The sequence below is a fragment of the Saccharomonospora sp. genome (assembly GCF_027317685.1).
Taxonomy (GTDB): domain Bacteria; phylum Actinomycetota; class Actinomycetes; order Mycobacteriales; family Pseudonocardiaceae; genus Saccharomonospora.
Window position 1 is genome coordinate 1 of the sequence record NZ_DAHVQP010000051.1, and the last position, 19,755, is coordinate 19,755.

Below are 19,755 nucleotides of genomic sequence, written 5' to 3' on the forward strand. Positions count from 1 at the left end.
CCGAGATCGTCGGACAGACCTTCCTCGGCGGCCCCGTCGGCAGTCTCACGTTCGCCTTGTTCGCCGCCTTCCCGTTCCTGCTGGACTCGGTGGCCTTCGCCCTGGGCGCGGCTTTACTGGCCGCCATGTCGGGCAACTACCACCCCCGACGGGACGAGTCCGGACAGGCGGCCCCCGCCACCACCGCGGTGCGCACGGACATCGCCGAGGGACTGCGCTGGCTACGGCACAATCCGCTGCTGTTGCGGTTGGTCGTGGTCGCGGGGCTGGTCAGCCTCGTCAGCGAACTGGCCCAGGCACAGCTCGTCCTGTACGCGTTGCAGGACCTCGACCTGAGCAACGCCGCGTACGGCGCGTTCGCGTTCGCCGGCGGTATCGGCGGGTTGGGCGGCGCGGCCGTGGCGTCGCGACTGATCGACCGTTTCGGAGGTCGGCCCACGCTCGTGACCGGGGCTGTCGGCTGCGGCGTCACCTTCCTGGCGATGGGATTCGTGTCCCAGCCGGTGGTGTCCGCCGTGCTGTTCGGCCTGTTCGCCGCCGCCATCGTGGTCGTGAACGTCATCCTGGCGACGGCACGTCACATGTTGGTGCCCGAGGAGCTGCTCGGCAGGGTGCTGGGCGTGTGGCGGACCGTGGTGTGGGGCGCGTTGCCCGTCGGCGCGCTGCTCGGCGGTCTCGCGACTCGGGTACTGGGCACCCCGAGTGCGACGTTCGCGCTGTCGGGCGTGCTGCTACTCGGAGTGGCCGGGGTGGCCTGGCTCGCGGTGCGTAATCACGAGGTCACGCCGACTCACCATTCCTGACGGCCTGCACCCAGCGGGCTGCCGAGGCGAACCGCTCGTCGGCGGCCGTGTCCCGCTCAGCGGGGCGCGGGCCGTCGGCGCGGGGGTGCGAACCGAGGAACCGCACCTCACAACGTCGCCGCAGAGCGGCGAGCGCGTCACCGACCCGCTCCTCGGCGACGTGACCCTCGAAGTCGAGGAAGAACCGGTAGATCCCGAAGTTGCCCTTGATCGGCCTGGCGTCGAGGCGGGTCAGGTTGATGTCGCGCAACGCGAGTTCGGTGAGCAGCTCGGCGAGTGCGCCGGTGCGGTTCGCCGCCGCCGCCACGATGGAAGTGCGGTCGGCACCCGTCGGCTCCGGCAGCGGTCCGGGCGGCGACAGCAGCAGGAACCGGGTCCGCGCGTCGGGCACGTCAGCGACGCCTTCGGCGAAAACCTTCAGAGGGTAGGTTTCCGCGGCAGCGGGCGCGGTGACCGCCGCGTCGTACTCACCGTCCCGCACCGCCACCGCGGCGGCCGCCGTGGAGGACGCCACCACGGTCTCCGCGTCCGGCAGGTTGCTTTCCAACCAGTTCCGCACCTGAGCCAGCGCGTGCGGATGGCTGGCGACGGTGCGGATGGTGTCCACATCGGGACGCACCAGCACGGTGAAGTGGACCGGCAGCAACGCTTCGGCGACCGCCACCAACGGAGAGTCCTCGGCCAACCCGTCGAGCGTGGCCGTCACCGGACCCTCCACCGAGTTCTCCACCGGCACGCACGCCAACTCGGCCTCACCCTTGCGCACGGCGCTCAGAGCCGCCGGGATCGTCTCGACCGGAATCAGTTCCCGCCCCTGGGCGAACGTGCGCGCGGCTTGTTCGGAGAACGTCCCGGACGGACCGAAGTAGGCGATACGTGACATACGTCAAAGGCTACGCGGACACGTGGTGAGACGAGTTTCACCCACTGGTCACTCAGGGGCGGCGGTTACCAGGACGTGGGTTCTTTGCCATGCTATTGGTGTGACCGCCGAATCAGGCACGCACATGCGGAACGGCTCGGGCCACCCGAGTCCCTCGGACCCCTCGGATACACCCGCCTCCCCTCGCGTCCCCGAACTCGTGCTGTGCGCGCTCGACGAATCACTCGCCCACGCTTGGCGCAGCGTCGCCGAAGCCGTAGGAGACCCGGTACGTGTCCACCAGGGCTCCGTGCTGGACGTCACGGCACAGGCCGTGGTGAGTCCGGCCAACAGCCACGGCTGGATGCGGGGCGGGATCGACGCTCTGTACGCGCAGGCGTTCCCCGGGATCGAGCAGCAGGTCCGCAGCACCATCCTCGCCTACCACGGGGGTGAACTCCCGATCGGCGAGGCCGTCGTCGTCCCGACGGGCGAGGCCATGCCCGAATGGCTGATCAGCGCGCCGACCATGCGCAGGCCGGGCGAGCGGCTACCGGACGACACCGTGCACCCGTACCTCGCCGCGCGAGCCGTGTTCCTGCTGTGGCGGGATGGCCAATTCGAGCACGGCACGCGGTTCAAGGACATAGTGGAGACCATCGCCATGCCCGGCCTCGGCACCGGCGTCGGCGGGGTCTCCCCGGCGACGTGCGCCCGGCAGGTCGCCGCCGCGTGGGAAGAAGTGTTCACAAAGGTCCGCTGACCTCACGAAAAGTTAACCAGGCCACGATAGTGGTGTAGAACGTCACAGCTCGTTGAGCTCGTCGAGCACCTGACGTTGAATGCTCGGTTAAACCGCGTTGTACGCGCTGGGCAGACGACGGGCGAGGAGTGAACCGATGCCGCGGGTCCGCGAGCGAAGCCCCTACGTCGAACTTCAGCGTGACCAGTGGCGGCAGCTGCGCCGCTCCACACCGTTGCCGCTGACCGCCGAGGAGCTGAACCGGCTGCGAGGCCTGGGCGAGCAGATCGACCTCAACGAGGTCGCGGAGGTGTACCTCCCGCTGTCGCGCCTGATCAACCTTCAGGTGGCGGCCCGACAGCAACTCTACGAGGCCACCACCACGTTCCTCGGCGAGGACACCCGAGGTACCAAGGTGCCGTTCATCATCGGCATCGCGGGCAGTGTCGCGGTCGGTAAGTCCACGACCGCCCGTATCCTGCGCACCCTTCTCGCCCGCTGGCCGGACCACCCGAGGGTGGATCTGGTCACCACCGACGGTTTCCTCTACCCCCGCGAGGAACTCGTGCGCAGGGGGCTGATGCACCGCAAGGGCTTTCCCGAAAGCTACGACCGCAGGGCGCTGCTGCGGTTCGTCACCGAGGTGAAGTCCGGTGCCGAGGAGGTCAGGGCCCCCGTCTACTCCCACCTGGCCTACGACATCCTGCCCAGCGAGGAGCAGGTCGTACGCCAGCCCGACATCCTGATCCTGGAAGGACTCAACGTCCTGCAACCGGGCCCACGACTCACCGTGTCGGACCTGTTCGACTTCTCGATCTACGTCGACGCCCACACCGCCGACATCGAACGGTGGTACATCGACCGGTTCCTGAAGCTGCGGCACACCGCCTTCGTCGACCCCGCGTCGCACTTCCACCACTTCGCGAACCTGTCCGACGACGAGGCCAGGGCCGAAGCGCGGCACCTGTGGAAGACGATCAACGAGCCGAACCTCGTGGAGAACATCCGGCCCACGCGCCCCCGTGCCACGCTGGTGTTGCGCAAGGACTGCGACCACTCGATCAACCGGATTCGCCTGCGCAAACTCTAGTGCTCACTCGGTCCGGTGAGTCCGATTGGAGAACCCTTCGGTAGGGCTTGACCATAGCCCGTGTGAAGAAAGGCCCGGGCCACCTATTCGTCAGCGTTCTCGGTCCGCTCCGCATCATCAGGCGTGGAGCCGACCAGCCGGTCACCGACAAGGCCCTGCGCGCCGTGTTGTCGGTGCTGGTCGCGAACGCGGGCCGTAGCGTCGCCGCCGAAACACTCATCGACATGGCGTGGGAGCCGCACGAGCTGCCGAGCAACCCACTCGACTCCCTCCACACGCGGATCACGCGGCTGCGCACGCTGCTGGCACCCGAGGCCGATATCGGCTGGTCGGCGGGCGGGTGTGTGCTGACGATCGCCGCCGAACGAGCCGACGCCGTTCTTTTCGAACGGCTGGTGGAGGCCGCTCGTTGGTGCTCCGCCCACGAGGCGATCGCCATTCTGGAACGGGCCCTGCACCTCTGGCGAGGTGAGGCGCTGCCGGACCTGCGTCGCAACGGGCGGGAACACCCCGACGGGATGCGGTTGCGTCAGCTACGGGCCCGCGCCGTGGAGGATCTCGCCGCGCGCGAGCTGGAGGTCGGCGCGGTGGAGGACGCGGCGGGCCGGCTGCTGGCCCTGCTGTCGGCCGAGCCACTCCGGGAACGCGCCTGCGGCTACGCCATGTGGGCGCTGCATCGCCTCGGCATGACCACCGACGCCGTGACGTGCTACGACCAGCTCGTCGAACGGCTGAGGGACGAGCTCGGCGAGGAACCGAGCATCGAGCTACGAAAGACCTATCGTGCCGTCACGGGTCGGGACCCCACACCGCCGCACGAACCCACCGGCCGGACGCCCTTCGTCGGCCGTGGACACGAGCTGGCCCGCTTGTCCACAATGCTCGAACGCGACCGGATAGTGACCGTGACCGGGCCCGCGGGTTGCGGAAAGACCCGATTGGTGTCGGAAGCACTGTCCACCACGGACGTTCCGATGACCTTCGTCCGACTCTCCACGTGCGACGAGACGAAGCTGTACGAGACGGTCGCCACCGCCATGGGCGTGCACTCGCGGGGAGCCGGTGACGCGACCGACGATCTGCCCGCGGCACTCGCCGAATACCTGTTCAACCGACGGCACATCCTGGTGCTCGACGGATGTGAAGACCTGCTCACGTCAGTGCGCGCGCTCGTGCGGCGACTCCGCTCCCACTGCCGGGACGTCACCGTCGTGACGATCAATCGGGTCAGGCTGGGACTGGCGGGCGAACAAGTGCTGCCGCTCGGGCCGCTGGCCCGTGACGGCGTGCCCGACCCGCTGCTGTCCAGGGCCGGGAAGCTGTTCCTCGACCGTGCCCGCCGGATACGCCCCGACTTCCCGGCGGACGACGGCGAGGCCGAACTCGCCCGGACCCTGTTGAACGGGACGACCTGCCTGCCGTTGACGGTGGAGTTACTCGCCGCTCGGGCCACCGCGGACGACCCGGCGATCCCGTCGCCGTGGCCGCCCGACCTCGTCGAGTGGTCGTACGAGCGGTTGCCGGAGTCGCGCAGGGAGCTGTTGGACTCGCTCACGGTGTTCGGCGGCGACATCGACGTCGCTTCGGCCGAGTCGGTGGTGGACACCGACGGCGACGCGGAGAACGCACTCACCGAGCTGACCCGCACGGGGCTGCTCACGTCCGTCGAAACCGACGCCGGCACCCGGTATCGACTGCCGGACCTGGTCCGTCGCTTCGTCACACGCCGATTCGCCGGCACCGAATCCGAACGCAAGGCTCGGCAGCGACACGCCCTGTGGTGCGCCGACCTGATCACCGGCGCTGCGGCCTCGGACGACGACCCGGCGGGCTTCGCCCTGCTGTGTCGGATGGAGGACGACGTGTGCGCCGCACTGCGGTGGGCGGTGTCCGAGGAGCCCGTCCTCGCGGCGGAACTGACCGGACAGATCGGGCTGCTCACGAGACACCGCCCGCGAGCGCGGCTGCTGCCGTGGCAGCTGGAAGTGGCCCGCGACCCGGATCCTCGGCTGTCCCGGCACGCCCTCGCGGCGGCGTCGGGCGCGGACGCCGCCATGCGTTGCGGCCTGTCCGAGGAGGGGCTACGACTCGCGACCAGAGCCGCGGAGCTCGCCACCACCCCGCAGCAACGCTGCGCCGGCGTGCACACCCTGATCTGTGTCTACTACGACCTCGAGGACGACGACCGCGCGGCGTCGGCATGTCACGAACTGATCGGCCTGGCCGACGTGCCGGACTGCGGCAGCGCCGACGCCCACTCCTTCTTGTCGCTGGTGGCGACCCGAAACGGACACCGACAGGAAGCGCTGCGCTCAGCCGACGTGGCGGCCCGGTTCGCCCGCGCCTCGGGGTCCGGCCGTCACATCGCCCTCGCCACCTACGCCGAGGGACGAGCACGAACGCTGGCCGACCTCGACGAGGGAGCCTCGGTACTCGCGCGGGCACGGTCACAGGCCAAGGATGCCCACGCGACTTGGATCGCGGCCTCGGCGGGCACGGCGTTGGCTGACACGCTACTCGCACTCGGCCGCATCCCCGAAGCGGCGAAGCTCCTCCAACACACTCTCGACGACTGGCACCGCATGCGCGCGCCACGTCGGCTGAGCACCTGTGTGGAGGTCGGGGTGCGCTGCCTCGCCTCGGCCGGCGACCGCGCCGCGGCGGAGACACTGGCCGAAGAGCTGGCCGGGCGACACACCTTGAAGGACCCGGTCGTTGCCAAAGCCGCACGCACCCTCACCCGGGCTCTCGGCGACGTGTTCGGCGCAGGGCACACCTAGCGCACACCTAACGGCGGGGTCGGTCGATCGGCCGACTCCTCCACGGACAGCTGTAACCGGTTGGCCGATACCCCGAAAGGTGCCTTCCGGCGAGCCTGGAACCCAAGAAAACCAGTCGGTGCGGAGGGGAACACGATGCTCGGGGACATTCTGACGTGTGTCGGCGCGACGTTGGGGATCGCCGTCCTGCTCGCGATGGCCCTCGGCCCGGTCGCTCTGGACTACGGCGACACCCGGATATGGCGCACCCAGCGCACCGACACACCCACACGGTGATCCCGGCTCGAACGGTCCGAGATCACCCCGCGACGGCTTTGGGCAGCGCGATGCGGGCCTTGCGGATCTCGTCGAGCAGCCGGGTCTTACGCCGGTGCCGACCCAGCAGTTCCGTCAGGTACCTGGTGAACTCCCGAGACGCGCCCGCACGCCGATACAGCATCCGCAACCTGCGCAATTGCCCCGCGGCACACTCGTAGAGCCGGGGATTACGCGAGTCGATGAGCCGTTCGACGTGCTCGCGGTACAGGGGGATCACGTCGGAGGGCTCGTACCGGGCGGCAGCCTTCCACGCCTCGTCCCAGCGGTCCTGTCGCAGGAGTCGCTCCACGTCGGAAGTGTCAACAGGCGGTTGCTGGGTGCGGACGCGTTCAAGTGCCTCGATCACCGAGCCACGGCTGTCGCCCTGGCCGCCCGGGGTGTTACCCAGGGCTTTCGCGGCGTGGGCGATGGCCTCCGCGTGCCGTCCCGCGGCCCGCAGCACCCGCACGATCCGCAGACTCACGTCGAGTCGGGGCAACTGTTCGGCCAACAGGTTCACCACCGTGTCGACGTCTCCGGTGATCTCGGCGAGCTCCAGCCGCAACGCGCGTGCCGTGTCCGCTCGCTTCCCGCCGTCGGCACCGGTGTCGGCAAGCGTCACCTCCACGGCCTCACGCACATGGGCGAGTCCCTCGTCGCCGAGCGCGTCGGCGAAGTCCGCCAAAAACGCCTCGGGCCAGCCCGGGCATTCGAAGGCGAGCCGGGTGAGCCACTCAGCGAGTTCGCGTGCCGGAGGCGGGTGTGCCACGCACGCCCGCGCGTACAACGACACGGCTCTGCCCAGTTGGTCGGCGAGTTCGGGGGGTAGGTCGTCGCCCTTGTTCGCCGCGGCGACGATCCGGTCCACGGTTCTTCTGGCCAGCGGGGCGACATCGGCGGAGGTCCCCGCGTCGAGCAGCCGCTGCACCGTGTCGAGCACCGATTCGAGCTGCACGATATCGGCCTGGGTGCTGTCGGCTCTCTCGGTGGTCTCTTTGTCGGTCTCGGCACTCGTGCCGTCCGACTCGGCAGCGCCGTCGGCCATGGCGGCCCGCGCCACGAGTCGTCGGCGCAGTTCGGGGTCTCGGTCGGCCTGCTCGCACAAGAGGTCGGCCAGCGTCTCCGTGTCCAACGATCGGAGGAATGTTCGCAGGTCCGCTCGGCAGTTCACCCGGTCATCGTGCCATCCGAGGTCGCTCGGTCGATCACCGTCACGGTCCAATCGGTAGCGGACTGTTGCCGCTGCTGGGGAATGAGCCCCTCAGCGAGCCTCCGCACCTGGAGACCGCCCTGCCGGTAGAGCGCGTTCACCGCGCCGAGCGGCGTTCCCGTCGGTGCCGAGGTGACCGCCTCCAAATCCGCCAGCAGATACAACCGGTCACGAGCACGGGCGATGCCGGAGAGGAACGAGCGCACCCGGTCGTACCAGCCCTCGGTGGTGAGGTCGATCACCACCGTGGCGAGTTCGTGGTCGGTGACCGTGGCGACGGTGCCGACGTCCACGGTGAGCGTGTCCCGCAACACCTGCCGCCACTCGTCGATCTGCTCGTCCGTCGGCACGAGTACCGCACCGCCGTCCTCGACGGCCTCGACGAGCAACCGCGCCAGCGCGGCGCGTTCCACCGGCTCTCCCGCCGTGTCGAGCAGCACCACGTCGGTGTGTCCCCTCTCGGCCGCCGCCAGAGCCATGTACCCGATGTTGTCGGCGATGGCCTGGATGGCGGGCCCCACGCGGTACTGCTGGGGCAGCACCGCGCAACCCGGGTGGGCGTACGCATCGGACGGCGTGAGGATGCCGCAGTGGCTGAAGGGTGTCGACAACACCCACTGCCCGACCTCGGGCAACTGCTCCAGGTATTCCGGCCGCACCTGTGGCCACGGTTGGGCGAGGTCGCCGAACACCACGGCGGTCTCGCGAGCCTGCGCGACGGCGAACAACACGTCGCACAGACGTGCGGAACCGGCGTCGTCGATCAACACCGTGTCGAACCCGCGACCGGTCGGGGCGAGCCTTTCCATGGTGCTGACGACCACCGGCTCGGTCTGCCACCACCACGCCTCGTCCTCGGAACGCAGTTCGTAGCCGTGTTCACCGATCCACCACAGCCGCTCCTCGAAGCGTCCCCTCAACGCGGCCCTATGCTTGCTGCGTGCCCGTAACGCCTCCCGCTCCGCGTGCAGTTGCGGCAGGTTCCGATGCAGGCAGCCGGCGTAGTACCGGTGGTCGGACTCGTCGGCGATCCCGGCCGCGTGCAGCCGCACGAGTTCGTCGCGCAACAGCTCCAGTTGGGACCGGACCTCCGACTCCGCCCGCTCCAGCTCGTCGGCGCGTCGTTGTGCGTCGTCGAGTTCGGATTTGAGCCTCCGCACGTCGTCGGAGACCATGTTGACCCGCTGTCGACAGTCCTCGATGCGGGACACGAGCAGACGTCGTTCGTTCTCGACGTCGCGTAATTCGCGCCGATCGTTCTTCCGCCCTCGATACAGCAGGCTGTGGCTTCGCATGCGTTCCCGGATCTCGGTGAGCCGTTCCTCCACCCTCGCCAGTCGGTGGGTGAGAACGCGGACCTCGGTCCGGCGGGCGTGCTCGCTCGCCACCCGATCATGGTTTCGCCTGGCGAGGCGTAGTGTCTCGCGGGCCACGGACAGATCACGTGCCGCTTCCCAGTGCCGTTCACGCACCCGGCAGAACTCGGCTTCGAGCGCGGCGGCACGTTGCCCGTTCTCGATGCGACGTTCGGCCGCGAGGAACTCCTCGTGGTCGTATCCGGAAAGCTGTGAGTCCAACCGGTGCAGTGCCGAGTCCACTTCGGATAGCTCGGTGAGGTCGTGTTGCAGGCCGATGCGCTCCGGGTGGTCCACGGCGGCCAGCGAGGCATCCACCGAGGCGGCGTCGGCGGTGAGGAGCAGAACCCGCTTGCCCTGCCGGGCCAGCTCGGCCGCCGCTCGGGCCGCGACGTGCGTCTTCCCGCTGCCGGGAGGGCCCCACACCAGATGCACGCCCGGAACGAAACAGGTGGTGTAGGCATCCTCGCCCGCCGCGTCGAGTGCGCCCTTCGCGAACTTCTCGGCCAGCGGCGAGTCGCCGAGTTCACGCAGTCCCCGCGCCAGCCGTTCGAGCACCTCACCGTGGGTGATCTCGCGTGCCCACACACGGTCGCATTCGGGCGGCAGCGGACCCACGTCCCGCAACCACAGCAGTCCCCGCTCGAACACCGTGCTCGCCGGTATCGCCGCACCCTGCCTCGGACCGTCGGCACCGGCCAATCGGATATCGTTCAGCGGACGAATCCGTCGTCCCCGCAGGTCGACGACGTAATCGCCGTCATCGGTCCGCCGCAGCGGGCCCAGCAAGCTCCATTCTTCGGATTGCCGCGCGTGCTCGAGCTCGGCCTCGACCGCGCTGGCAGCCTGTTGACGCCACTCGGTCATGCCACCCCTTTCGATCCAGCCCGAGTAAACCAAGGGTGCGCCTGACCAGCGCTTTAAGTAATCCCTGCGGGTTACACCCTGCATCCGGGTGCGTGACAACGGGGCGGCTGTGGACGTCTTTTTCACCGGCATTCGGTCGGATCGACCGCGCAGACTGGCGGGAACGTCGAAAAGCCGACAGCCCGCCCGCAGCGACCCGTAAGCCACTGGGCATCCCTGATCGAGGGACCCTGCCGAGCGACAGTGGACGTCCATGGAGCGTCCATGGAGCGTGATAGTCGACTTCGAGCGTGAGAGAGCCTATCCGCGCTGTAACGAAGCAAGTAACCGGCTACACATTTCCACAAAGACGTGACTCGGATCACGAAAAAAGCGCAAGAAGGGCGCGCCATCGGCCCGAAACCCCGACCGCCGACTGCGTCGAACGCACTACCACACCACACCGCTCGCAGTAGAAAGACAACGCTTCGACCAGCGACGATTCCAGGAAAATAGCCGTCCATTACGGATAGCCGGAAGGGAAGAGGACCCGCCCACACGGGCGCGCGCACCGGCAAACAGAGAGAAAGACTCCCGGAATTTTAGCGAATTTTTCAACCCTAACGACAATACTTACCCATGGCGCAATTCCCCAGAAAAAGTTTCCGCATCGTTACGCCAGCGAAATCCTTTGGTTTCGTGGGCAACTTCACGCGCTTGGCTTTCCCATCACTTGGCGCTACTTTACGACGCGGCGCGGCAGCCCCCTTAGCTCTAACGGGTATAGGGCCGGTTGCTCTTCGTAGTTATAAGCGTGGTCGCCGGGAAGGATCCGAAGACTTTGCCCATTGTTCGTACCGAGAATTTGTACAAGGTATTCGGCCGGCGTGCACGTGATGCTGTCAATGCACTCGAAAACGGCGGCGACGCCTCCGAATTCGGGGTGACCGCTGCCGTCATCGACGCCACGTTCGAGGTCGAAGAAGGCGAGATCTTCGTGGTGATGGGCCTCTCCGGCTCCGGGAAATCCACGTTGATCCGCATGCTGAACGGCATCCTTCCGGCCACCTCCGGCCAGGTGTACGTGAACGGCGAGGACATCACCACGATGTCGCCGAAGCAGATCAGGAACATGCGCCAGCGCACGATGAGCATGGTGTTCCAGCACTTCGCTCTCTTCCCACACCGCACGGTGCTGGACAACGCCGCTTACGGACTGCGAGTCAAAGGCATCGAGAAGGCGAAACGGCTCGACAAGGCACGCGAGGCGCTGGAACTGGTCGGTCTGGCCGGCTGGGAGGATCACCTTCCCGCACAGCTCTCCGGTGGGATGAGGCAACGGGTGGGACTCGCGCGAGCGCTGGCCGCGGACACCGACGTCCTGCTGATGGACGAGGCGTTCAGCGCCCTGGACCCGCTGATCCGCAGGGAGATGCAGGATCAGCTGCTGTCCCTCCAGTCGCAGCTGGGGAAGACGATCATCTTCATCACCCACGACCTCAACGAGGCGATGCGTCTCGGTGACCGGATCGCGGTGATGCGCCACGGCCGGATCGCACAGATCGGCACCGCCGAGGAGATCCTGACCAACCCGGCCGACGAGTACGTGGCCCAGTTCGTCCAAGACGTGGACAGGACGCGGGTACTCACCGCGGGTTCGGTCATGGACAAGCCCGCGACCACGATCGGTACCGGCTCGGGCCCGCGTTCGGCGTTGCGCACCATGCGGGAGCACCAACACTCGGCCCTGTTCGTGGTGGAACGCGATGGTCGACTCGCCGGTGTCGTCACCGACTCGGCGGCCGCGGACGCGGCGAACCGGGGCGTGAACACCGTGCAGGAGATCGTCAGTGACGACTTCTCCTTCGTCGATCCGGAGACACCGGTGAGCGAGCTGTTCACTCCCTCGGCGGAGAGTCCGGTCCCCTTGGCGGTCGTCGACTCCGACCGACGTCTGCTCGGCGTGATCCCCCGGGCCACGTTGCTAGCGGCGCTCGGCGAGGTCACCTCTTCGACCAACGTCGAGTTGGAGGTGGCGGGCAATGTCTGACGGATTCCTGACCTCGTTGAACGACTGGCACATGCCGCGCATCCCGGTGGGCGAGTGGTTCTCGGACGGCGTCGACTGGCTCAAGGACAAGCTCGGCGTGGTCTTCGACGCCATCTCCGATGGCCTCGACGCCACCGTGAACGGCTTCGCGGAAGCACTGCAGTGGCCGCCCTCCTGGGTGATGTTCCTCGTGTTCGCGCTGCTGGCACTGTGGTTGCGCGGCTGGAAGTTCGCGATCACCGCGTTGATCGGGTTCGCGCTCATCGACGGCCTCGGTGCGTTCGACCACGCGATGCAGACGTTGTCGCTGGTCCTGCTCGCCGGAGTGGTGGCCGTCGTCATCGCCGTTCCACTGGGAATTCTCGCCGCCCGTAACGACACGGCGAGCCGGGTCATCAAGCCGGTCATGGACTTCCTGCAGACGGTTCCGCAGTTCGTCTACCTGATTCCGGCGGTGATCTTCTTCGGGATCGGGGTCGGTCCCGGCGTGGTCGCCACCGTCATGTTCGCGCTGGCACCCGGGGTCAGGTTGACCGAGCTCGGGATCCGCCAGGTGGACAAGGAAATGGTGGAAGCGGGCGAGTCGTTCGGTTCCTCTCCGGGGAGGACCCTCCGCGAGATCCAGCTTCCTCTGGCCATGCCCTCGATCATGGCGGGCGTCAACCAGATCATCATGCTGTCGCTGTCCATGGTGGTCATCGCCGGCATGGTCGGTGCGCCCGGCCTGGGCGCCCAGGTGTTCGAAGCCACCACCCGGTTGCAGCTCGGCGCTGGTTTCGAGTACGGCCTCAGCGTCGTGATCCTGGCCATCTATCTCGACCGCCTGACCGCGTCGTTGTCCGACCGGTCCGCTGTGAGCCGTGCACACAAGCTCACCGGCAAAGCCTGAGTGATCCACGAACGCTCGGGCTCGAAAGGAGAAGGTAATGAAGCGAAAGAGATTTCGGGGGCTGTCGTTCATCGCGGGTCTCATGACCGTTGCGATGACGATGACCGCCTGCGGTGGCGACTCGGGTGAAAGCAGCGAAGGCGGGGACAAGGACCTCACCATCGGTTACATCGCCTGGGACGAGAACATCGCGATGGCGAACCTGTTCAAGGTGCAGCTGGAGCAGCGCGGTTACTCCGTGGATCTACAGCAACTGGACGCCGCTCCGACTTTCCAGGCGCTCTCGCAGGGCGACATCGACCTGTTCCAAGACGCCTGGCTGCCCGTGACCCACGAGGACTACTGGGAGCAGTACAAGGACCAGGTGGAGGACCTCGGCACCTGGTACACCGGCGCGACGCTCAACATCGCGGTGCCCGCCTACGTCGACGAAGTCGACTCGATCGCCGACCTGGCCGAGCACGCCGACATGTTCGACGGCACCATCACCGGTATCGAGCCGGGTGCCGGTATCTCCCGGATCACCCAGGACGCGGCCATCCCCGGATACGGGCTCGACGGCAAGCTGAGCCTGCAGACCTCCTCGACCACCGCGATGCTCACCGAGCTGGACTCCGCGATCGCGGCTGAGGAGCCGATCGTGGTCACGCTGTGGCACCCGCACTGGGCCTACTCCCGGTACGACCTGAAGGACCTGGAGGACCCCGAGGGCCACATGGGCGAGGGTGAAGAGATCCACAACCTGGGCCGCCAGGGCTTCAGCGAGGACTTCCCCGAGCTGGCCGAGATGCTGAAGTCGTTCACCATGTCCGACGAGATGCTCGCTTCGCTGGAGGACGCCATCCAGCAGGCGGGTTCCGGCAACGAACTCCAGGCCGTCGAGGAATGGTCGGAGGAGAACAAGGAGGCCATGGACGAGATCTTCGGCGATCTCTGAGGCGATTCTGATTCCACGATCGGTCGTGAGTGGCCAGACGCGTCCACTGTGTCTGGGCACTCACGACCGTTTCGTTTCGGGGGCTCGACAAAGGGTCGGTCCCGTTCGGCAAGGCCCGACGTAGCCAGTCGATAGGCCGACCACACCAAAACCAGTGACGGCTCTCCCGGCGGCCGTGGCCGGGACAGTTCTCGCTCGACCTTGGCGATGGCTTTGCCGAGACTTTGCCTTCTGACCAGGACGACGGTGAATACGTACCAAAGGGCGAGAAGGACGAACAGCGCTCCACCAATGACGTTGATCACGAAGCCCAGTCTCTCTCGTGTTCGCCCGGAAAAACCACATCGACTCAAGGTGCGATCGGCGGGCACCAGAGGTGACGGCGGCCACGAACCCTTTGAATCTCACCTCGGTGGCGTCCCTCTGAGCAGCACGGACCCCGAGTAGGCTCGTAGACATGGCCATCGAGGTACTTCTCGTCGACGACCACGAGGTCGTCCGTCGCGGCCTGCGTGAGCTGTTGAACGACGAACCCGACATCGAGGTCGTCGCCGAGGCGAGCAGCGCCGACGAGGCGTTGGCCGTCGCCATGCACGTCGAACCCGACGTGGCCGTGGTGGACGTGCGGCTCGGTGAGAACGAGACCGACGGCATCGAACTGTGCCGCGAGCTGCGTTCCCGTCCCGTCGCGCCGCGTTGCCTGGTGCTCACGGCGTTCGACGACGAAGAGGCCATGGTCGGCGCCATCATGGCCGGCGCCTCCGGCTACCTGCTCAAACAGGTACGTGGACAGGACGTCGTGCACGCCGTGCGCGAGGTCGCGGCGGGTCGTTCACTGCTCGACCCGCTCACCACCGCCCGCCTGCTCGACAAGGTCCGCAGCCCCGCACGCCCGGACCCGTTGGACAAGCTCAGCGAACGCGAACGCAGCGTGCTGGAGCTCATCGGCCAAGGACTGTCGAACCGTGAGATCGCCGAACGGCTCTTCCTCGCGGAGAAGACGGTGAAGAACTACGTCACGTCGTTGCTCAGCAAGCTCGGCATGCGGCGCCGCACCCAGGCGGCGGCGTGGGTGGCCCGGCACCAAGAACAACGCAACTGACCGAATTAGACAGTCCTAAAGCTACTTCGTGTCGAGGGGTAGATCGAACGCCACCATCGTGCCCATGCTGGGCGAGGAATTGACGGTGAACGTCCCGCCCGCCCCCTCGGCGCGTTCAGCCAGGTGCCGAAGTCCCCGCTTCTCCACGTCACGCGGCACGCCGCAGCCGTTGTCCCGAACTCGCAGGCGCAGGCTACAGTCGTCCCGGCTCAACGCCACCCGCACCTCGCTCGCACCCGAATGACGGACCACATTGGACAAGGCTTCACGGAGCGCCGCACGGATGTGGTCGGCTCGCTCGACGGGGATGTCGGCGAGCTCTCCCGACAACTCCAACGTCGGCGGGTATCCCAGCAACTCACCCGCGGTGCGGACCTCCCCACGCGCCGACTCCGCCAGATCGGTCTTGGTGGCGGTGAGCTGCTGTGGCTCCACCTCGGTGGCCCGCAACTCCCGCACCGTGCCGCGGATCTCCTGGATGGTCGCGTCGAGCTGGTCGATGGCCTCACCGAGGCGCGTACTGTCGGCCTGCGCGAACCGCCAACGCATGCGCCTGCGTACCCGGTCGAGCTGCATTCCCGCCGCGTACAGGCGCTGCACGATGACGTCGTGCAGCTCCCGGGCGATGCGTTCGCGTTCCTCGTACAGCGTGATCCGGTGCCGGGCGTTGGCGCCTTCCGCGAGCGCCAACACCACCCCAGCCTGTCCCGCGAACGCCGTGAGCATCTCCACGGTCTCCGCCGAGAACGGTTCCGCTCCCTTGTCGCGGTACACGGTCAACGTGCCGAGCAGTCGCCCGCCCTGTCCGAAAGCCGCCGCGGCGAACGGCCCGTAAGAACGCAGCACCTCCGGCACGAATCGGAACGTACGCGGATCGCTGGTGACGTCGTCGGTCACCACCGTCTCGCCTCCGGCGGCCACCTGGCCCGCCGCGGATTCCGGGGGCAACACGAGCCCCAGCACGTCCCGGTCGGCCGCGCCGTGCGCCGCCTCGACCGTGACCTCGCCCTCGTCGGTGCGGACCATGACCAGTCCGAGGTCGGCGTCGGAGAGTTCGACGGCGTGCCGCACGACCGTGTTCAGCACCGCGTCCGGCTCGGCATCGGACAACGCCGAGGCCGTGATCTCGGTTGCCGCGGCCAGTGCTCGCGCTGCGAGGTTCGGTTCCATGAGCAATACCCAGTCTATGCCCGCTCACCTGCCTTCGTCGGCTCGCGCATGTCACCGAGAACCCGTACTCGTCCGCTTTGCACCTGTACGACCAGGTCCGCGTCGGCTGCCTCCTCCGGCCGGTGAGTCACGTGGATCACCGTCCGGCCCGCCAACGCGTCCCGCAGATTAGTCAGTACCGTGCGGGCGGTCATCTCGTCGAGATGGGCGGTGGGCTCGTCCAGCAGGACCACGTCGGCCTCCTTCGCGGCGAGCACCGCTCTCGCCAGTGCCACCCGGTGAGCCTGCCCACCGGACAGGCCGCTTCCGGCGTTGCCCAACACGGTGCCGGTGTCGAGTTCGGGAATCCCCGCGATGCTCAGTGCCCGCTCGAGCCGCTCGGCGTCGGCGTGGGGATCGGCCAGGCGCAGGTTCTCGGCGACGGTCGTGGACACCAACTGCGGCTCCTGCGGTGCCCACGCCACCCGCTCGGGCACCACGGCGCGGCCCCATTCGGGGCGCAGGAATCCCAGCACGGTGGCGAGCAGCGACGACTTACCCGCCCCCGAAGGTCCGACGACGGCCACGTATGCCCCTTCGGGGATGTCCAGGTCGACGCCCCGCAACGTCGGTCGAGAGCTTCCGGGCCAACGCACATCCACCGCGCGAAGCCGCACACCGCCTCCGGGTGCCAGTTCGACGACACCCGCATCGTGGTCCTGGGCGGGCTCGGTCTCCAACGTCGCCGCGAGTCGCGTCCGCGCTCTGCGCAGGGCGCTCCAGTGCTGCGCGGCGGGTGGCAGCAGCGACAGCGCCTCGGCCAACGCCAGCGGCACGAGCGCCAGCACAGGGGCGAGCACGGGGTCGAGCGTGCCCGCGCCCACGGCGTCGGTCGCGAACACCACGCCCGCGACCGCGGCCGACCCCGTCGCCACGGTCACCACGGCCTCGGCAGCTCCCTCGCCCCACGCCTGCCTACGCGCGACGGCAGCCAACCGCGCGTCACTGTCGGCCAGCCGGGCCCGATGCTCGGTGTGAACCCCGAAGGCGATCAGTTCCGCCGCGCTGTCGAACAGGGACAACACGCGCGCGGCGACGTCGCGTCGGCCGTCGGCCAGAGTGGCCGTCGCGTGCCGGTCGAGCAGCACCGCGAGCGTGGGCGCCACGAGTGCCGCCACCACGCTCGCGACGGCCAGCGCCCACCCCGCCCGAGGGAGCACGGCCGTCTGCACCACGCACCCACCGAGCACGACCGCGGCCGCCACGAACGGCGGTGTCACCGCCCTCGGCAGCAGGTCGCGCACGGTGTCCACGTCGTCGACCAGCCTGCGCACGCCCTCGCCGCGCGACGAACCGAGCACACGGGCCGGTCCCCGCCGCACCACCGCTCGCCACAGGCGTTCCCGCAGTCGGGCCGCCACCCGGAACGCGCCGTCGTGTGTGACGAGCCGCTCGACATAACGCAACCCCGCACGGGCGAGACCGAACGTGCGCACCCCCACCACCGCCACGGTCAGCGTGAGGATCGGCGGTTGCTGCGAGGCCTTGGCGATCAGCCACGCCGAGGTGGCGGTGAGCGCCACTCCGGCCAGCAGGGCCGCCGCGCCGAGCACGACGCCCTGCGTGAGGCGGCGCTCTCCGAGCTCCCGCAACGGCACCGGGCGCACGCGGCGAACCGGCCGATCGTCTTCCGCACCACGGTCGGGCTCGTGCCGGGTGTCCTCGGCCAGCGACTCCGCCTCACTCCGGGAATGGGCGGCGACGACCACCGCGGCACCCGCGTCCTGCGCCTCCTCCACGGCCCGCCACACGCGCTCGGCGTTGTCCGCATCGAGGTGTGCGGTGGGCTCGTCCAGCAGCAACAACCAAGCTCCCTGACGCACCCGCAACAGGGCCCTGGCCACGGCGACCCGCTGACGTTGGCCGACGGACAACCGGTGCACGGGACGCTCGGCGAGTCCATCGAGGTCCAGTCGCCGCAACAGGGCGTCGATCTCCGTAGCCGACGCGCCGGTGAGACCGAGCTCGGCACGGACGGTGCCGCCGGTGAACGCGGGCGATTGGGGAGCCCACGCGACGGCCTTCCGCCACAGGGACATGTCCAGCTCGGCCAGGGGCACGCCGTCGACCGTCACCGAACCCGAATGCGGTGTCACGAAGCCCAACAACACCGACAGCGTGGTCGTCTTCCCGGCCCCGCTGCGCCCGGACAACCACACGCGTCGCCCCGGGGCGACGGTGAACGTCTCCCCGTCGGGCGCGAATCCGTTCCGACGACGTACGCGCAGGTCACGCACACGCACCTCGCCGCGCGTCGGCTGCCGCGTGCCCTCGCGCGGGGCGGGCTCGGCGAGAACCTCGGTGACCCTGCGGACGGCTTCCACACCGTCCTGGCTGGCGTGGAAGGCGCTGCCGACCGTCCGCAGCGGCTGGTAGCAATCCGGCGCCAGGATCAGCACACCCAGGCCCACGGCCAACGACAGATCACCGGACACCAGGCGCACACCGATCACCACCGCGACCAGCGCCACCGACAACGTGGCCGCGAGTTCGAGCGCGAACGCCGACGCGAACGCCAACCTCAGCGTCGACAGGGTCGTCGTACGGTGTCGATCACTCACCCTGCGGACCGCCTCGGCCTGCGCCTCGGCGCGCCGAAACGCCGTGAGCACCGGCAGCGCCCGCAGCAGCTCCAACAGATGGCCCGACAACCTGTGCACGGCGTCGGTGGCCTGAGCGACGCGATCGGCGGTGTTCTTGCCGATGAGGACGGCGAACAACGGCAGCAGCGGCAGCGTGATCGCGATGAGCACGGCTGAGGGCCAGTCGACGAACAACACCGCGGCCCCGGCCGCCAACGGCACCACGGCAGCGGTCACCAAGGCCGGCAGGTACTCCGTGAAATAGGCGTCGAGCGCGTCGAGTCCCCTCGTGGTGAGCGCCGTGAGCTCCCCCGCCCCCCGCTTGTCGATCCACTCCGGGCCGAGCCGCAACGCGTGGTCGACCGCCTTGGCGCGCAGCTCCTCCTTCGCCCCGGCCGCGGCCCGGGCGGCGACGACCCGCATGGCCCAACCAAGCACGCCGCGTGCGAGCACCGCGCCCGCGAGCGCCGCCACCAGCGGCCCGTGCCCTGTGACCTCACCGGCGACGAGGTCGGCGAGCACGTGGGCGAGCAGAAACGCCTGTGCCACCAGCGCTCCAGCGTTCGCCACCGACAAAAGCGCAGTCAGGACCAGCGCCCGGCGCGCCGCCGAGGAGAGCGACGGCAACGCGCCGAGCGGGCCCCGCCCCACCCACGAGGTGTCCGGTTCGGACTGGCGGTCGGAAGACACCTTGGCGGAAAGGGGTTTGTGGGTGGGCACGTTCATTGCGGTGTATGCACCTTCGGAATGTGACGGGTACCGATGCGCTTGCGGAACACCCAGTACGTCCAGCCCTGGTAGACGAGCACTGCGGGTGCGCCGAACAGGGCGAGCCAGCTCATGACCTGCAGCGTGTACGGGCTGGAGGACGCGTTCTCCACGGTGAGCGAATTAGCCGAATCCAGTGTGGACGGAAGGACTTCGGGATACAGCGCGCCGAACAGGGTCACCACCGCCATCGCGATCACCACGCCCAACGCGGTGAACGCCTGTCCTTCCCG

Annotated in this window: 15 protein-coding genes; 9 read left to right on the plus strand and 6 right to left on the minus strand. The window is 68.4% G+C overall.

The features are described 5' to 3' along the window. Positions 1 to 803, plus strand: an 803-nt coding sequence (locus M7H19_RS06555; RefSeq protein WP_298178265.1) for an MFS transporter, incomplete at its 5' end; no start/stop codon positions are given. Here M7H19_RS06555 and pheA read toward each other — a convergent pair. Beyond that, positions 781 to 1,686, minus strand: a complete 906-nt coding sequence (gene pheA / locus M7H19_RS06560; RefSeq protein WP_298178267.1) for a prephenate dehydratase — start codon at positions 1,684 to 1,686, stop codon at positions 781 to 783. The two genes, M7H19_RS06555 and pheA, sit on opposite strands and share 23 nt — an antisense overlap. Positions 1,687 to 1,786: 100 nt before the next feature. Between pheA and M7H19_RS06565 the strand changes: the two genes are divergently transcribed. The 4 genes from M7H19_RS06565 to M7H19_RS06580 all read left to right on the plus strand — a co-directional run bounded on the left by M7H19_RS06565 (position 1,787) and on the right by M7H19_RS06580 (position 6,553). Continuing rightward, a complete protein-coding gene (locus M7H19_RS06565; protein WP_298178269.1) occupies positions 1,787 to 2,428 on the plus strand; it encodes a macro domain-containing protein in 642 nt (213 codons plus the stop codon). Positions 2,429 to 2,564: 136 nt separating this feature from the next. Next, entirely contained in the window at positions 2,565 to 3,497 is a 933-nt protein-coding gene (gene coaA, locus M7H19_RS06570) for a type I pantothenate kinase (RefSeq protein WP_298178271.1), read from the plus strand. Between the two features lie 62 nt (positions 3,498 to 3,559). Further along, positions 3,560 to 6,277: a BTAD domain-containing putative transcriptional regulator gene (locus M7H19_RS06575; RefSeq protein WP_298178273.1), complete on the plus strand. Its 2,718-nt coding sequence runs from the start codon at positions 3,560 to 3,562 to the stop codon at positions 6,275 to 6,277. Positions 6,278 to 6,412: 135 nt separating this feature from the next. Continuing rightward, a complete protein-coding gene (locus M7H19_RS06580) occupies positions 6,413 to 6,553 on the plus strand; it encodes a hypothetical protein (protein WP_298178275.1) in 141 nt (46 codons plus the stop codon). A gap of 22 nt (positions 6,554 to 6,575) precedes the next feature. On the opposite strand, the gene M7H19_RS06585 is transcribed toward M7H19_RS06580, so the two are convergent. Both M7H19_RS06585 and M7H19_RS06590 read right to left on the minus strand, forming a co-directional pair. Further along, positions 6,576 to 7,745: a hypothetical protein gene (locus M7H19_RS06585; protein ID WP_298178277.1), complete on the minus strand. Its 1,170-nt coding sequence runs from the start codon at positions 7,743 to 7,745 to the stop codon at positions 6,576 to 6,578. Beyond that, positions 7,742 to 10,006: a hypothetical protein gene (locus M7H19_RS06590; protein ID WP_298178279.1), complete on the minus strand. Its 2,265-nt coding sequence runs from the start codon at positions 10,004 to 10,006 to the stop codon at positions 7,742 to 7,744. Before M7H19_RS06590 ends, M7H19_RS06585 begins: the two co-directional genes overlap by 4 nt. A gap of 922 nt (positions 10,007 to 10,928) precedes the next feature. On the opposite strand from M7H19_RS06590, the gene M7H19_RS06595 reads away from it, so the two are divergent. From M7H19_RS06595 to M7H19_RS06610, 4 genes are all read left to right on the plus strand, one after another. Then, positions 10,929 to 12,035, plus strand: a complete 1,107-nt coding sequence (locus tag M7H19_RS06595; RefSeq protein ID WP_363321338.1) for a glycine betaine/L-proline ABC transporter ATP-binding protein — start codon at positions 10,929 to 10,931, stop codon at positions 12,033 to 12,035. Continuing rightward, a complete protein-coding gene (locus M7H19_RS06600) occupies positions 12,028 to 12,924 on the plus strand; it encodes a proline/glycine betaine ABC transporter permease (protein ID WP_298178283.1) in 897 nt (298 codons plus the stop codon). Before M7H19_RS06595 ends, M7H19_RS06600 begins: the two co-directional genes overlap by 8 nt. A gap of 37 nt (positions 12,925 to 12,961) precedes the next feature. Continuing rightward, positions 12,962 to 13,861 (plus strand): glycine betaine ABC transporter substrate-binding protein, encoded by a 900-nt coding sequence (locus M7H19_RS06605; RefSeq protein WP_298178285.1) that lies wholly within the window; start codon positions 12,962 to 12,964, stop codon positions 13,859 to 13,861. A 457-nt stretch (positions 13,862 to 14,318) separates the two neighbouring features. Continuing rightward, on the plus strand, positions 14,319 to 14,963 hold the full coding sequence (locus tag M7H19_RS06610) for a response regulator transcription factor (protein ID WP_298178288.1): 645 nt from the start codon (positions 14,319 to 14,321) through the stop codon (positions 14,961 to 14,963). 21 nt (positions 14,964 to 14,984) lie between these two features. Here the strand turns inward: M7H19_RS06610 and M7H19_RS06615 are convergent, their stop codons facing one another. The 3 genes from M7H19_RS06615 to M7H19_RS06625 all read right to left on the minus strand — a co-directional run. Further along, the gene (locus M7H19_RS06615) at positions 14,985 to 16,133 is read right to left on the minus strand and encodes a GAF domain-containing sensor histidine kinase (RefSeq protein WP_298178290.1); all 1,149 of its coding nucleotides are present in this window, start codon (positions 16,131 to 16,133) and stop codon (positions 14,985 to 14,987) included. Between the two features lie 14 nt (positions 16,134 to 16,147). Then, positions 16,148 to 19,480 carry a thiol reductant ABC exporter subunit CydD gene (cydD, locus tag M7H19_RS06620; RefSeq protein ID WP_298178292.1) on the minus strand — a complete coding sequence of 1,111 codons (3,333 nt, stop codon included), beginning with the start codon at positions 19,478 to 19,480 and terminating at the stop codon, positions 16,148 to 16,150. Continuing rightward, the coding region (locus M7H19_RS06625) for a cytochrome d ubiquinol oxidase subunit II (RefSeq protein WP_298178294.1) at positions 19,477 to 19,755 on the minus strand (279 nt) is incomplete at its 5' end. The genes M7H19_RS06625 and cydD, both read right to left, overlap by 4 nt.

What these genes read in the sequence shown, in the direction of transcription:
- M7H19_RS06590 (WP_298178279.1), bottom strand. Translation starts at nt 10,006, where the DNA reads ATGACCGAGTGGCGTCAACAGGCTGCCAGCGCGGTCGAGGCCGAGCTC.
- M7H19_RS06610 (WP_298178288.1), top strand. Translation starts at nt 14,319, where the DNA reads ATGGCCATCGAGGTACTTCTCGTCGACGACCACGAGGTCGTCCGTCGC.
- M7H19_RS06580 (WP_298178275.1), top strand. Translation starts at nt 6,413, where the DNA reads ATGCTCGGGGACATTCTGACGTGTGTCGGCGCGACGTTGGGGATCGCC.
- pheA (WP_298178267.1), bottom strand. Translation starts at nt 1,686, where the DNA reads ATGTCACGTATCGCCTACTTCGGTCCGTCCGGGACGTTCTCCGAACAA.
- coaA (WP_298178271.1), top strand. Translation starts at nt 2,565, where the DNA reads ATGCCGCGGGTCCGCGAGCGAAGCCCCTACGTCGAACTTCAGCGTGAC.
- M7H19_RS06605 (WP_298178285.1), top strand. Translation starts at nt 12,962, where the DNA reads ATGAAGCGAAAGAGATTTCGGGGGCTGTCGTTCATCGCGGGTCTCATG.
- M7H19_RS06615 (WP_298178290.1), bottom strand. Translation starts at nt 16,133, where the DNA reads ATGGAACCGAACCTCGCAGCGCGAGCACTGGCCGCGGCAACCGAGATC.
- cydD (WP_298178292.1), bottom strand. Translation starts at nt 19,480, where the DNA reads ATGAACGTGCCCACCCACAAACCCCTTTCCGCCAAGGTGTCTTCCGAC.
- M7H19_RS06600 (WP_298178283.1), top strand. Translation starts at nt 12,028, where the DNA reads ATGTCTGACGGATTCCTGACCTCGTTGAACGACTGGCACATGCCGCGC.